The organism is Vibrio sp. 10N.286.49.C3, assembly GCF_041469545.1.
GTDB lineage: Bacteria > Pseudomonadota > Gammaproteobacteria > Enterobacterales > Vibrionaceae > Vibrio > Vibrio tasmaniensis_A.
Genome location: NZ_JBFRKT010000025.1, coordinates 1 through 14,063 on the forward strand (window position 1 = coordinate 1; position 14,063 = coordinate 14,063).

The following is a 14,063-nucleotide window of genomic DNA, read 5'->3' on the forward strand; positions in this document are numbered from 1 at the left end:
AGCTTTAAGCCCAGACGGAACTCTACCTGTAAAACTGAAAAGGATGAGAGACAGTTTGAGTCACTTCATTCTTCCAGATAAAAGAAAGGACCGAACGTTTCCACGTTCAGTCCTCTTTGTCCCAGCCAAATATCCGTTCAGGTTCAAGCAATAATGCTTATCCGAACGGCATTAAGTCTTATGACTAGGCTTTCGTCGTTTCAGGGCTGTGAGTTTTTGTCTTCGATTACGATAATATCGCCACAGATTGAGAAGACTCGCTAGGAATAGTGAAGCTTTTTCACTTAAATATCAAAAGTCAGTAGATAACTCTCAAGCTACCCCAAAAATATCACTCTCGACATACACCTATTCCCTAATGACGACTAGTATAAAAACAGTGATCGTTTATTTGGAATTGTTATGAGGTTATTTTGTACATTGGCTCTTATCTTTTGTTCGTTTGTTGTATCAGCAACCTCGTGGGAAAAAGAGAAAAGCCCAACAAGAAATTCAACCTCATCCATAGGTAGTTACGCTAATGGTTGTCTTGATGGGGCGCAAGCTTTGCCAATTAATGGGCAAGGTTATCAGGTGATCCGCCCTCAGAGAGAGCGCTATTATGGCCACACAGAGTCAATTCAGTTTATTGAAAGGCTAGGTGTAACTACAAGCAAACAACTCAACACAAATCTATTGGTGGGTGATATTTCTCTGCCTCGTGGAGGGCGTTTTTCTTCGGGTCATTCAAGTCACCAGACTGGTTTGGATATTGATATATGGTTAAGGCTCACTGATAAAAAACTTTCAGAGAATGAACTTGCCGTACCTAAGCCATTGAGCGTTGTCGATCTCACTAACTACAAATTGCGTGAATCGAATTGGACCGATGATCATTTTCAAGTGATTCGCTATGCAGCCAAAGATGAAAAAGTGGTGCGTATTTTTGTTCACCCAGTTATTAAGCACACCCTTTGTGAACAAGAAAACTCTGATGCCAATGGGAGAGCTTGGTTAGGTAAAATCAGGCCTTGGTGGGGACATCATTCTCATTTTCATGTTCGTTTAAAATGCCCTAAAGGCAGCTCAAACTGTATAGCTCAAGCAAGCCCTCCTAAAGGTGATGGTTGTGGAGATGAACTTGCAAGTTGGGCTCCAAAGACCATTCCCGTTCCTCCACCTAAAAAAGTCGCTAAAAGTAAGAAAAAAAAGAGAGTTAAAGTGATGCCAAGTCAATGTTTGGCCTTGATATCAAATAAGTAATCCTGTTCATCGAGAATTTTTGCAGTGGTAATGCCACTGGTTTTCTCGACTCTAAAACTGGAGAAATATCACACTTTTGTCTAGAGTTTATAAACACGAGATTAAGAACATCGTTTGATATCAATAAAACCAATAACGATATCAGCAAGGGCGACGATGACGAATTTGACAAGGTTTGGTCAGGGATTGAGTGTTTTTTGGGGTGAAAGATGCGGCTTATACGCAGTATGCGAAATCAGAGTCTGATGCCCGTCGATAGATAATTCAAGGATAAGACTATGACTATGATTTGTGCAAAGGAATTTTCCGAATGGTTAAGACATAGGTTCAACGCTGAAAGCTCGGGTATTTCTATTTCAAGAGCTGATATCAATCAGCTAACAGGCAGACAACGTTTAGACCCTAGCTTCGTAAATGATGTTCACTATGAATTAATGCAGTATGGAATGGCATTTGTGACTGATACCAGTAGAGAAAACTTCTATCTTGTTCCGATAGCTCAATCAATAAACTGGCGAGAACGACTCGAATATCAATTTGAGAAAGAGATGTTCTGTAACATATATCCCATTGAAAAGTCGGGTTAAAAAAAAGGTTCAACTTGATGATTAAGTTGAACCTTTTATCTTTTAGGTCAAGCCTTGAATAATGACAAACTTTTCTAATAATTCGTCGTCAGTTTCAATATGGTTCGGGTCAGTAATGATACATTTTGTAATCGGACATACTGACTGACATGTTGGCTTCTCATAGTGACCTTTACACTCAGTACATAAATCAGGATCGATTTCGAAGATACTGTCCCCCATAGTGATTGCACCATTTGGGCATTCTGGGTCACACATATCGCAGTTTATGCACTTGTCAGTTATTAGTAGAGCCATTTATCTTTCCCAAGTAACCGTTATTTACCTGATGCGTTACGTGTATCTTGGCCTTCGCTCAAGTTACGCATTAGCAAGCCATACTCTAGATCGAGATCTGCTGGCACAGGAATAAATACGAAGTGACCGTTACCTTTTGCGTCGTCTACCGCTTCAGATTTACGGTTTTCCATCACTTCTAGTTTGAAGACAACGTTACCTTTCGGTGTCATCATTTCTAGGCTGTCACCAACTAGGAATTTGTTTTTCACTTCTACTTCAGCTAGGTCGCCACGGCGTTTACCTGTGAATTCACCAACAAACTGTTGAGTATCAGAGATAGAGTAACCGTATTCGTAGTTTTGGTATGAATCGTGAGTGTGACGACGTAGGAAGCCTTCAGTGTAGCCTCGGTGAGCTAGGCTCTCTAGCGTACCCATTAGGCTCTCATCAAATGGCTTACCTGCAACAGCATCATCGATAGCTTTACGGTAAACCTGTGCTGTACGTGCACAGTAGTAGAAAGACTTGGTACGGCCTTCAATCTTCAATGAATGAACACCCATCTTCGTTAGGCGCTCAACGTGTTGGATTGCGCGAAGGTCTTTAGAGTTCATGATGTAAGTACCATGCTCATCTTCAAACGCTGCCATTTTCTCTTCAGGTTTGTGTGATTCAGAAAGTAAAACGACTTCATCAGTTGGTTTACCAAGGCCTAATGTGTTGTCAGGGCGCTCGTCTTGAACTTCAATACCTTGAGTTTCTACTTCTTGAATAGCAACGCCGGTAGGGTTAGCTTCAACGATCTGACCGTTTTCGTCTTCTTTCGCAGCTTCGGTCTTGTATTCCCAACGACAAGCGTTAGTACAAGTACCTTGGTTTGGATCGCGTTTGTTCATGTAGCCAGAAAGTAGGCAACGACCAGAGTAAGCCATGCATAGAGCACCGTGAACAAAGATTTCTAGCTCTGTTTCTGGGCAGTGTTCGCGAATCTCTTCGATCTCTTCAAGAGATAGCTCACGAGATAGGATCACACGCTCAACGCCTTGAGTTGACCAGAACTTAACGGTCGCCCAGTTTACTGCATTTGCTTGAACTGAAAGGTGTATTGGCATTTCAGGGAATGCTTCACGTACCATCATGATAAGACCTGGATCTGACATGATAAGTGCGTCTGGGCCCATCTCAACAACTGGCTTAAGGTCGCGGATAAATGTTTTTAATTTAGAGTTGTGTGGCTGAATGTTACATACAACATATAACTTTTTGCCTTGAGCATGAGCTTCATCGATACCGATTTGTAGGTTTTCGTGATTGAACTCGTTGTTACGAACACGAAGGCTGTAACGTGGCTGGCCTGCGTATACTGCATCTGCGCCATAGGCGAATGCGTAACGCATGTTTTTAAGGCTTCCTGCCGGTGATAATAGTTCAGGTACAAATGGTTTTTGTGTAGTCATTGCTTCGTTCTCTAATCTGATCTCAAGTCAGGTTGATACCACCAAGTGATATCAAAGGGGCGCAAATTTTACGCTAAAATGAGTTTGGTTGATAGCCCTAAAGATAACAATGGTATTGTGAAGAGTGTTGTTAGGTGTTGATAAGCGGGGTGGAGAAGAAAACAAGCTCAGATATCGTCGATGCCTGAGCTTCAAATCGGAACAATTAAGCGTTAGGTTGAGTTAACCCGCCTAATGATTCGAATAGGTTTGGTAGGAAAACACTGAACTCACCACAAAGTAGAGAGAAGTCTGCATCAAAACGTGCAGCTTGATCTTCACGAGGAATATCGTCGTTCTCATCTTTTAGTTCATCACTGAATTTTAGACGCTTGATGCTGCCATCTTCAGCAAGAATGAACTCAATGCGATCTTGCCAGTTGATCAGAAGTTTAGTCACAACTTTATTGGCTTCGATGTGGTTCTTAATCTCATCAGCTTCTAGTTCTTGTTTCTTAACTCGAATAATACCGCCGTCTTCTTGGATTGATTTAAGCTCAGCTTCATCAAGCATGGTGATGCCTTTAGGCGTATCACCTGACTTAACCCATTCCGTTAACGTTGTTTCAATCGCTTGCTCTGGAATAGCTGGCACTACTGGCAAGCTACCCATTGTTTTACGTAGTAATGCTAGTACGTCTTCTGCTTTTTTGTAGCTGCTAGCATCAACAACAATAAAGCCTTCTTTCGGCATGATCAGCGCGTAAGTGAAGTTACTGCGGCTGAAAGCACGAGGAAGAAGATCGATGATGATGTCTTCTTTTAGGCTGTCTTTCTCTTTCTTTTTCAAAGGAGTACCAGACTCTGCCTCAAGCGTTTCTACTTTTGCATTCAATGAATCTTTGATCACTGAAGCTGGAAGCATTTTCTCTTCTTTCTTTGCACAGATGAGAATGCGGTTTTCTGATACGTGCGTCATCATATCGCCGTGTCTACCCATCGCGTTTACCCAACCAAACTTCTGTTTGTCTTGGCTGCCACAAGGGGTAAAACGGAACTCTTCAAGTTGTTTCTCTAGCTGATCTGCGTTGAAGTCTATATCACGATTAAAGCGATAGACGAGGCAATTCTTAAACCACATAAATATTTCTCATACCTTTATCTGAAGACGCTCATCATAGGAGATTTCGATCCATTTGTCTTATACCTGCAATAAAAATTAAAAGTGAAATGTTTGAGACAGTTATATGAAAATTTGTTTTCAAAGGTCACAAAAGTGTCATAATTAAACCAGATAATGCAATGCGTTGATTAAATACTAAGGCTATTCAATTATGTCGAGAAGGATTCTGGTCGTTGAAGATGAAGCACCTATTCGTGAGATGCTGTGTTTTGTACTTGAACAAAAAGGCTACCAAGCAGTAGAGGCTGAAGATTACGATACAGCGGTAAACAAGCTATGTGAACCTTTCCCAGATCTAGTATTACTAGATTGGATGCTACCTGGTGGTAGCGGGATAAACTTTATCAAGCACATGAAGCGTGAAGAGTTAACTCGCAACATCCCAGTGGTGATGCTGACGGCTCGTGGCGAAGAAGAAGATAAGGTGCGTGGTTTAGAAGTGGGCGCTGATGATTACATCACCAAGCCATTTTCACCAAAAGAGCTCGTTGCTCGCCTGAAAGCGGTTATCCGCCGTGTAACGCCTACTGCACTAGAAGATGTGATTGATGTACAAGGCCTTAAGCTAGACCCTGTATCTCACCGCGTTACCGCAAGTGAAGGTCCAGTTGATATGGGCCCAACCGAATTCAAAATGCTGCATTTTTTTATGACTCACCAAGAGCGAGTATACAGTCGAGAGCAACTGCTCAATAACGTTTGGGGTACCAACGTTTACGTTGAAGATCGTACGGTTGATGTTCATATTCGACGTTTACGCAAAGCACTTGAATCTGCTGGTCATGACAAATTAATTCAAACGGTTCGCGGCGCAGGCTACCGTTTTTCTACAAAGGCTTAACGTGGCTTCACTGCCCAGTTTATGGAGTCCTGAATGGTTGAGAAGTTAACCTGGAAAAAGCTGGCTTGGGAGCTGGCTTTTTTTTACGCACCTTGGATTATAGTCGGATGGATATTCGGTTATTTACCTTGGTTATTGCTGGCTGCAACAGTATTACAGTTAGCATGGCATCTACACTATCAAATGCGTTTGTCTGCTTGGTTGTGGGATGAAAAGCGGTTAACACCCCCTTCAGGTTCTGGAAACTGGGAGTCTCTGTTTAACGGTATCTATCGTATGCAGCAGAGGCAGCGTCGCAAACGCAAAGAATTGACCAACCTTATCCGCCGTTTCCGAAACGGTGCTGAATCCCTTCCCGATGCCGTTGTGGTGTTTCGCGGTGAAGGCAATATTGTTTGGTGTAACAAGCTTGCTCAGTATTTACTGGGTTTTCGCTGGCCAGACGATTCAGGTCAACCGATCTCTAACTTGATCCGCACGCCGGACTTCATCAAGTACCTTAACAAACAAGATTTCTCAGAGCCGTTAGAGATGCCTTCGCCACTTAACGTGGAGCGTATGCTTGAGCTGCGTATCGTACCTTATACTGAAGGTGAGCATTTGATGGTAGTACGTGATGTTACTCAGCTAAAACAGCTAGAAGGCATGCGTCGTAACTTTTTCGCTAACGTTTCTCACGAGCTACGCACTCCAATGACCGTACTTCAGGGCTATCTTGAAATGACGGAAGATCCAGACATGGTCGTTGGACCTATGTGGCCTAAGGCTCATGGTGTGATGACTGAGCAGTTAAATCGTATGAACAGTTTGGTCAATCAGCTTCTTACTCTTTCTAAGATAGAAGCGGCGCCAATGCATGAATTGGATGAAGTGGTGAATGTTCCGGCGATGTTGGAAGTTCTTGAAAAAGAAGCCGCTAGTCTCAGTGGAGAGCGAGAACACAAGCTGGAATTTGATATCGATAAGAGTTTACGCGTATTAGCGGATGAAGATCAGCTGAGAAGTGCAATATCGAATCTGGTTTACAATGCAGTGAAATACACGCCGCCTGGTGCGACCGTAAAGGTTCGTTGGTACCAAACCAGTCAAGGCGCGTGTTTGGATGTGTCAGACACTGGAGACGGTATCGAACCACAACACTTGCATCGACTTACGGAGCGTTTCTATCGTGTTGATAAAGCACGCTCACGCGATACTGGGGGCAGTGGCTTAGGGTTAGCGATTGTTAAACATGCGCTTAGTCACCATGATTCACATTTAGAAATTAAAAGTGAAGTGGGTGTTGGTAGCCGATTCCATTTCACGCTACCTAGCCGATTGACAGTGTCATGAGTTCCTTAATACGCCGGATGCGTTTCCCCATCAGTTCATTATTAGCATTAGCTTTGGTTACCCCTGTTCATGCCGAGCAAAGTGTCGATTCTCTTCCTGATTATTCTAAGGTTCCGGGTATTTCTGGCAGCTTGTTGTCTGTCGGTTCCGATACCTTAGCGGGAATGACAACGTTATGGGTTGAAGAGTTTAAGTCTTACTACCCGAACGTGAATGCTCAAGTTCAGGCTTCTGGTTCATCCACTGCACCTCCTGCATTAACGGAAGGTACTGCTCACCTTGGGCCTATGAGTCGTCCAATGCGCCTACGAGAAGTGGAAGCGTTCGAAAGGGAGCATGGCTATAAGCCGACGGCGCTTCGAGTTGCTATCGATGCGATTGGTCTTTTTGTGCATCGTGATAATCCTATCGAGGGGCTTAATTTTCGCGAAATTGACAGCATATTTTCGGAGACATTGCGCTGTGGCGCGACTAAGCCGCTAAACAATTGGCAAGATTTAGGTATCAGCCAGCCGTGGGCAAAACATAGATTCCAACTGTTCGGTCGTAATTCCGTTTCGGGAACCTACGGCTACTTCAAACAAAACGCATTATGCAGTGGCGACTTCAAGAACCGAGTCAATGAACAGCCAGGCTCAGCGTCGGTTGTACAGTCGGTCGCTTCATCAATCAGCGGGATAGGGTACTCAGGTATTGGTTATCGAGTGGCTGGTGTAAAGTTAATTCCTATTGCGGAGCATGGTTCTGATTACGTAGAGCCTACTCGAGCGAATATTTTAAGCGGAGATTACCCTCTATCGCGCTTTCTCTATGTGTATGTGAATAAACACCCAGATAAACCGCTTTCTCCTGTAGAGAGAGAGTTCCTCACTTTTGTATTCTCGAAGCAAGGGCAAGAACTGGTAGAGAAAGATGGCTATTTAGCGATACCGCCTGAGTTCGCGGAGCAAGAGTTGGCAAAAGTCGGGCTCTGATTGAGGCTAATACAAACTTAGAAAACGAACGTATGAACAGCTTGCTAAGTCGCAGGCTGTTTTTATTTTGACTGGTCGTTATTCTACCTTTAACGACCATCCAGCATTTTGCCAACGTTGTTGTTCTTCTTTGAGTTCATATTCAAGCAGTTGGTTTTGGGCCAACCAATAGCTGTTAGATCCTTTCAATCCCCAGTTATCCTGTTGTTCAATCGTTAGAGTCGTGTCTGGGACTAGTGCTTGATTTCTCTGACGATTGAGTAAGATAGCGAGTCTTAATATGCGAATTAGTAGCGTTATTTGTTGTGGAGAAAATAGAGACAGTTCCGGCAAGTCTTGTCGCTTAATCGCTTTTCTTTGGTGGCGAACCAATGTCGAGATAAGACGTTGTTGCTCAGTATTGAAACCGGGCATTGTCGTGTGCTTAAGCAGATAAGCCGAATGGCGGTGATAGCCTTGGAATGCGATGCTTTGCCCTACCTCATGAAGTAGTGCAGCCCAACCAACTAGATCATACAGCTCATTAGTGACCATAGTCGTTACTTGAGGCTGCACTTGTTTCAGTAATGCAAGGGCGAGTTCTTTGACTCTCTGGCCATGAGCTACGTCAACATGGTATCGAGAGACGAGCGTTTCGGCAGTTCTTGTTCGAACATCAATATCTTTAAACCTATCCTCCATGTCATAAAGAACGCCTTCTCTCAGGGCGCCATCAGAAAAATGTAACTCCTTTATGTCTAGCGTATCCATGGCTGCTGAAAGAATGATGACGCCAGCAGCGAACACCGGCTTTCTCTCATCACTTAAACCTGAAAGGTCTAAGGTTTTGGATGATGAAAACTCACATAAGTGATTTTTCAAATAGGACAGACGTTGCGGCGTAATGAGACCATCGGTAAAGCCTAAACCAATGAGTACCTCTTTTATTGACTTAGTCGTTCCTGATGAGCCAAAGGCGATTTCCCAAGGCGCCTTTGTATATTCTTCAATCAATGGCATCAATAGACGAGTAGCCGCGGTATAAGCATCTGAGAAGTGTTGTGAGGTTAGCTCTCCGTCAGCAAAGAAGTGTTGAGTGAAGCTGACGCATCCCATAGGTAAACTGCGCATAATTAGGGGCGTAAAGCCTTGCCCTGCGACGAGTTCCGTACTCCCTCCACCGATATCAATAACCAATTTAGATTCAGAAGCGGTTTGAGTGTGTTCTACACCGTTATAGATTATTCGAGCTTCTTCTTGACCTGAAATGATCTCTATTGGAAAAGGAAACAGTGGTTTGGCTTGCTCTAAGAAGTCTTGAGCGTTTTTGGCTTTTCTTAGGGTATGAGTCGCAACAACTCTTACATCATCAAGTTCAAAATCCGCTAGTCGTTCTGCGAACACTTTGAGGCACTCCAAGCCTCGCTCGATAGCACTTTCGGATAAGAAGTTAAACTCATCCAACCCATCACCTAATCTCACTTTCTGTTTGTGTCTGCTGACTAATTGCAGGTGTTGTTCGAATACTCGGGCAACCACCATATGAAAACTGTTCGAACCCAAGTCGATAGCGGCAATACATCGAGAATGTTTGTTATCAATTAGCGGCATGATTTCTTCTCTTGTTTGTACTTCTTGCGAGCAAGTTTCTCCATACGTTTAATATAGTGGTAAGTGGAGAGTTGTGACGTCGGGTAATCGAGTGGGTTTGTTGGAGCTTGTATGTAAGGATTGCTCATCGATTGGTCTAGCACTCGAGCTTTGTTGCTGTCATCGAAATGAAACTCGGTGATATCGATAATGGTTTGCTTGATCTTTGGATCTAAAATTGGAGTGGCGACTTCGATGCGGTGATCGAAGTTTCGTGTCATCCAGTCGGCAGAGGAGATATAGACTTTTGGATTACCAGCGTTACCAAAGATCATCACTCTTGGGTGTTCGAGAAAACGATCGACCACACTAACAATCTCAATCTGCTCACTGATATTGGAGACTCCCGGTACGAGAGAGCACATACCACGAATGACCATTCTCACTTTCACATTGGCTTGGCTGGCCTGATAGAGCTTCTCAATGATCTCTCGGTCGACCAAATTGTTGAGTTTTAGAGTGATACTTGCAGGCTTGTTCTCTATCGCGTTTTGTATTTCATTATCTATCAACTGATACAGGCGTTTTCTTGTATTCTTTGGTGACACAATCAGTTGCTTGAACTGTGATTTTTGATAAGGGTTTTCAATATACTTAAAGACTTGTCTCACCTCTTGAGTCAAATCTTCATTTGCAGTGAGCAGAGAAAAATCGGTATACACGCGCGCTGTTACTTCATGAAAGTTACCGGTGCCAATATGAGCGTAATGCGCCGTATGCTTGCCTTCTTTCCGTTTAATGAGCAACAGCTTGGAGTGGATTTTCAAACTTGGGATGCCATGGATGACTTTTATACCGGCTTCTTGAAGTTTCTTGGTCCATTGAATATTGGCTTGCTCATCAAAGCGAGCTTGAAGCTCAACGACGACAGTTACTTTCTTACCATTGTGCGCCGCATCGATGATCGAGCTAAGGAGCTTTGAACCTTCTGCAACACGGTAAACGTTTATTTTTATGGAAGTTACCTTCGGGTCAAAGGAAGCCTGCCTCACGAGTTCAGTAATGTGATTAAAGGTGTGATAAGGGTAATGCAACAAGATGTCACGAGCTTTGATCGCTTCGAAATAGTTTGGGTAATGACTGAAATGCGCGCACTTAATCGCGGGTAGTTGACGATTAACTAAATCACGTCGATTAAGGCGTGGGAACTCAGAGAAGTGTTTGAAGTTATGGTAGCGACCACCCGCAATGACACTGTCATAGTCAGACAGTTTAAGTCTGACTTGTAAGAAATTGAGCATTTCAGCGGGCATTTCTGACTCATAGATAAGGCGTATCGGTAGTGCCGTCAAACGCTGTTCTAAACCCAACGACATAGATTCTAGTAGAGTATTTTCATTGCTCTCTTGAAGGTCATAATCGGCATCACGAGTCATTTTTATAGCAAAGCAACGCACGGAGTCATACTCAAAGAATCCTTTAAGCAAGTCATCTAAACAAAATCGAACTATATTATCTAATAAGATCAAAGTCGTACGCTGTGAACCCGAAGTGTCTGGTAACTTAACAAATCGAGGGAGAGCTTCAGGTGGGATTTCGAGTAAGACATATTGAGAAGATGTCTCTTGCTCAATGTCGATCGCCAAGTAGCTTTGTTCATCTTTGATAATATTGAGTAACTGGCTATCTTCGTTCAAGAGAAACGGAGTTAAATGTGGAAGCACTTTTTTCTTAAAATACTTTTTGATCCACTCACTTTGCTCTTCGCTGATTTGCTGTTCGTTGACCAGAAAAATACGATTGCGCGCCAGTTCCAATAGTAATTCGCTATACAATTCATGGAATTGAGCATCGAGCTTACTTGCTTGGCTCTGCATTTGAGTTAGCAGGGTTTTCTGCGAGTTGGCAGGTAATTGAGGATCTTGAAGTAAGATCTTTCGTTTCACATCAGCAAATCGGACTTTGTAAAACTCATCGAGGTTTTTCGAGTAAATACCTAAAAAACGAACTCTTTCGATTAAGGGTACTGATTTGTCGGCTGCTTCTTGGAGCACTCTTTCGTTGAAGGATAACCAGCTAAGTTCTTTTGTGACATAGTCTTTTTCCATCGAGATGATAATCCTTGAGTGCTGGCTATAGAGCTGGTTACTTTAATTTAGAATGACAAGATTCACAAAATCTATGATCTTACTTTAAGAAATATGGTCAACAAACTTGTTATTAGTTTCAGTTGTTTAACGTAACTTGTAATATAATTGTCATCTAACGTACATATTATGTCAGTAGCTAAAAAAAGGTAGATAAACAGATGGCTTCAGCCCAATTTTCATTGAAAGAGCGCGACAAAAAAAGATGGTTGAAAGATCGTCTCGTCCGTTTTTCGGTGACATGTGGCGCGGTCAGTGTTCTAGCTGCTCTGGTGCTGATCTTTGTTTACTTGGCGATGGTCATTTTACCGGTATTTTCTGATACTGGTTTAGATACTGACCAAGCCGTGAAGACCGTAGCCATAGAAAAGCCTATCGCCTTATCCGTGGATGAATACGGTCAGCATGCGTTTACTATCGAAAAATCCGGTTTGGTGCAGTTTTGGGATTTAGAGTCTCAAAATACACATTCTTACTTTGAGCGTAATGTTTTAGCTAACCCCATCGCTTTTTCTCGAAATACCCCATCTGAAAACTGGTTTGCCTTTGCTGATAGCGCAAGCAACCTTACTTTTTTCTACCCTGAGTATAGTGCGCCTGTGCTGCAAAAGGGCAGTGAAGCCGAACCTAAAATTGAGCAAATCGATCTCCCGGAACCGTTTTTAAATGATGAATCATCAAACGGAACAACAATCGAAAAATTTGCGTTCTCTAAGAATGGACGTGGTATCACGGTTGCCGCTCAGCTAAGCGATCAACGAGTTTTGGTTAAGTGGTACCAGAGTGATCTTACTGGTCAGTATGTTTTTCAGAAGAGTCAATGGCTGTCGGATAAGTTGGGTTTACAGCAACAGTTGTTAGTCACGCCTGATGGCCAAACTTTATATCTTCGAGCACAATCGGATTTAGTTGTATTGAAGTTATCCGATAGCGGCTTCAATGTTCGTGAAGTGATTGATCTTAGCTTAAATGATGCGAAGCACTCGGTGAAAAGTATCGATTTACTGTCTGGAGCTTATTCACTGTTGGTTACGCATGAGGACGGACAGGTTTCTCAGTGGTTCGATGTACTCAAAGATGAAAAGCGTAGCCTGACCCATATTCGCGACTTCCAACTCGCCGAAGAGGTTCAGTTTATTCTGCCAGATACTTATAGAAAGGGTTTTTATAGTTTCTATCAGAATGGCACATTACAAAGCCACTATACGACCAGTGAAAAGCTGTCGCTGTTTGAGCGCGCATTTGATAAGTCACCACAATTAGCGGCTATGTCTGCTAACGAACTGCATTTGGCGACGCTGATTGATGGCACCATCAGCGTGGCTAAAGTTGATAACGAATATCCGCAAATATCATTCTCATCGCTTTGGCAAAAAGTCTGGTACGAAAGCTATCCTGAGCCACAATACGTTTGGCAATCAACGTCGGCGAACGATGACTTTGAAGAAAAATTCAGTTTAGTCCCTATCACATTCGGTACTATCAAAGCCGCTTTGTTTGCGATGATGTTTGCCGTGCCGGTTGCTGTGCTCGGAGCCATTTACACCGCATACTTCATGTCTCCACGAATGCGAAGAGTCGTGAAGCCGTCGATAGAACTGATGGAAGCTCTTCCGACCGTTATCATCGGATTCTTGGCTGGGCTTTGGTTTGCTCCCATTGTTGAAACGCATTTAACGGCCGTCTTCTCGTTAATGGTGCTATTACCACTGAGCACGCTACTGACTGGGCTTGTTTGGTTCTGTTTGCCAAAAATGGTGACGAGCCGTTTTACTAATGGTTGGCATGCTCTGATATTGATCCCGGTATTGGTGATTACTGTGATGGCAGTCTTTGCTGGTGAAAATGGTATGGAAGCCTTGTTGTTTGGTGGTGATATTCGTACCTTCTTGGCTAACTATGGCATCGACTTTGACCAACGGAATGCGCTGGTGGTTGGCTTCGCTATGGGCTTTGCTGTCATCCCGACAATTTTCACGATTGCAGAAGACGCTATTTTCTCTGTGCCAAAACATTTATCCGATGGCTCACTGGCGCTGGGCGCAACAGCGTGGCAGACCCTTATTTATGTGGTGTTATTGACGGCTAGCCCAGGTATCTTTTCAGCGGTCATGATGGGACTAGGGAGAGCCGTTGGCGAAACTATGATTGTCTTGATGGCTACAGGTAACACACCAATTCTTGACTGGAATATTTTGGAAGGGATGAGGACGCTATCCGCAACGATTGCTGTCGAACTACCAGAATCAGAGGTGGGTGGTTCTCACTTCCGCTTGTTGTTCTTAGCGGCACTCTTGCTGTTTATTTTCACGTTCGCGGTGAACTCAGTCGCAGAGTGGGTTAGACAAAGATTGAGAGATAAATATCGTGCGCTGTAGTTTTAAAGGTTCACCTCAATGTGTCTCAATGGCTTTTCGTTGCGTGACTAGCGTGACTAGCGTGATTAGCGTGACTAGCGTATCTCACGAACTTG

Annotated in this window: 11 protein-coding genes and 1 pseudogene; 7 read left to right on the top strand and 5 right to left on the bottom strand. The window is 43.4% G+C overall.

Annotated elements, in window-relative coordinates:
• From AB4180_RS11770 to AB4180_RS11780, 3 genes and pseudogenes are all read left to right on the top strand, one after another.
• Positions 1–154 (top strand): annotated as a pseudogene (locus AB4180_RS11770) (IS4 family transposase); the annotation flags it as partial.
• A gap of 248 nt (positions 155–402) precedes the next feature.
• A complete protein-coding gene (mepA, locus tag AB4180_RS11775; RefSeq protein ID WP_102249545.1) occupies positions 403–1,242 on the top strand; it encodes a penicillin-insensitive murein endopeptidase in 840 nt (279 codons plus the stop codon).
• A 278-nt stretch (positions 1,243–1,520) separates the two neighbouring features.
• Positions 1,521–1,829: a hypothetical protein gene (locus AB4180_RS11780; protein ID WP_009848260.1), complete on the top strand. Its 309-nt coding sequence runs from the start codon at positions 1,521–1,523 to the stop codon at positions 1,827–1,829.
• Between the two features lie 42 nt (positions 1,830–1,871).
• Here the strand turns inward: AB4180_RS11780 and AB4180_RS11785 are convergent, their stop codons facing one another.
• From AB4180_RS11785 to rdgC, 3 genes are all read right to left on the bottom strand, one after another.
• Positions 1,872–2,126: a YfhL family 4Fe-4S dicluster ferredoxin gene (locus tag AB4180_RS11785; protein WP_004735061.1), complete on the bottom strand. Its 255-nt coding sequence runs from the start codon at positions 2,124–2,126 to the stop codon at positions 1,872–1,874.
• A 20-nt stretch (positions 2,127–2,146) separates the two neighbouring features.
• Positions 2,147–3,565 (bottom strand): tRNA 5-hydroxyuridine modification protein YegQ, encoded by a 1,419-nt coding sequence (yegQ, locus tag AB4180_RS11790; protein ID WP_012603295.1) that lies wholly within the window; start codon positions 3,563–3,565, stop codon positions 2,147–2,149.
• A 205-nt stretch (positions 3,566–3,770) separates the two neighbouring features.
• Positions 3,771–4,685, bottom strand: coding sequence for a recombination-associated protein RdgC (rdgC, locus tag AB4180_RS11795; RefSeq protein WP_017101081.1), 915 nt, complete (start codon positions 4,683–4,685; stop codon positions 3,771–3,773).
• Positions 4,686–4,878: 193 nt separating this feature from the next.
• Between rdgC and phoB the strand changes: the two genes are divergently transcribed.
• From phoB to AB4180_RS11810, 3 genes are read left to right on the top strand one after another with little or no spacing between them, the layout of a single operon-like run.
• The gene (phoB, locus tag AB4180_RS11800) at positions 4,879–5,568 is read left to right on the top strand and encodes a phosphate regulon transcriptional regulator PhoB (protein ID WP_004735064.1); all 690 of its coding nucleotides are present in this window, start codon (positions 4,879–4,881) and stop codon (positions 5,566–5,568) included.
• A gap of 33 nt (positions 5,569–5,601) precedes the next feature.
• Complete coding sequence (phoR, locus tag AB4180_RS11805) at positions 5,602–6,900, top strand: phosphate regulon sensor histidine kinase PhoR (protein ID WP_017101080.1); 1,299 nt, start codon at positions 5,602–5,604, stop codon at positions 6,898–6,900.
• Positions 6,901–6,917: 17 nt separating this feature from the next.
• Complete coding sequence (locus AB4180_RS11810) at positions 6,918–7,874, top strand: PstS family phosphate ABC transporter substrate-binding protein (protein WP_029223961.1); 957 nt, start codon at positions 6,918–6,920, stop codon at positions 7,872–7,874.
• Positions 7,875–7,952: 78 nt separating this feature from the next.
• Here the strand turns inward: AB4180_RS11810 and ppx are convergent, their stop codons facing one another.
• Entirely contained in the window at positions 7,953–9,464 is a 1,512-nt protein-coding gene (ppx, locus tag AB4180_RS11815) for an exopolyphosphatase (protein WP_102249546.1), read from the bottom strand.
• Positions 9,455–11,551 carry a polyphosphate kinase 1 gene (ppk1, locus tag AB4180_RS11820; RefSeq protein ID WP_102249547.1) on the bottom strand — a complete coding sequence of 699 codons (2,097 nt, stop codon included), beginning with the start codon at positions 11,549–11,551 and terminating at the stop codon, positions 9,455–9,457. Before ppk1 ends, ppx begins: the two co-directional genes overlap by 10 nt.
• A gap of 200 nt (positions 11,552–11,751) precedes the next feature.
• Between ppk1 and AB4180_RS11825 the strand changes: the two genes are divergently transcribed.
• Positions 11,752–13,968 carry an ABC transporter permease subunit gene (locus AB4180_RS11825; protein ID WP_102249548.1) on the top strand — a complete coding sequence of 739 codons (2,217 nt, stop codon included), beginning with the start codon at positions 11,752–11,754 and terminating at the stop codon, positions 13,966–13,968.
• The last annotated feature ends 95 nt before the right edge of the window (positions 13,969–14,063 follow it).

Excerpts from the sequence above, each read along its gene's own strand:
- mepA (WP_102249545.1), top strand. The coding sequence starts at position 403 with ATGAGGTTATTTTGTACATTGGCTCTTATCTTTTGTTCGTTTGTTGTA.
- rdgC (WP_017101081.1), bottom strand. The coding sequence starts at position 4,685 with ATGTGGTTTAAGAATTGCCTCGTCTATCGCTTTAATCGTGATATAGAC.
- yegQ (WP_012603295.1), bottom strand. The coding sequence starts at position 3,565 with ATGACTACACAAAAACCATTTGTACCTGAACTATTATCACCGGCAGGA.
- AB4180_RS11780 (WP_009848260.1), top strand. The coding sequence starts at position 1,521 with ATGACTATGATTTGTGCAAAGGAATTTTCCGAATGGTTAAGACATAGG.
- AB4180_RS11825 (WP_102249548.1), top strand. The coding sequence starts at position 11,752 with ATGGCTTCAGCCCAATTTTCATTGAAAGAGCGCGACAAAAAAAGATGG.
- AB4180_RS11785 (WP_004735061.1), bottom strand. The coding sequence starts at position 2,126 with ATGGCTCTACTAATAACTGACAAGTGCATAAACTGCGATATGTGTGAC.
- AB4180_RS11810 (WP_029223961.1), top strand. The coding sequence starts at position 6,918 with ATGCGTTTCCCCATCAGTTCATTATTAGCATTAGCTTTGGTTACCCCT.
- ppx (WP_102249546.1), bottom strand. The coding sequence starts at position 9,464 with ATGCCGCTAATTGATAACAAACATTCTCGATGTATTGCCGCTATCGAC.
- ppk1 (WP_102249547.1), bottom strand. The coding sequence starts at position 11,551 with ATGGAAAAAGACTATGTCACAAAAGAACTTAGCTGGTTATCCTTCAAC.
- phoR (WP_017101080.1), top strand. The coding sequence starts at position 5,602 with ATGGTTGAGAAGTTAACCTGGAAAAAGCTGGCTTGGGAGCTGGCTTTT.
- phoB (WP_004735064.1), top strand. The coding sequence starts at position 4,879 with ATGTCGAGAAGGATTCTGGTCGTTGAAGATGAAGCACCTATTCGTGAG.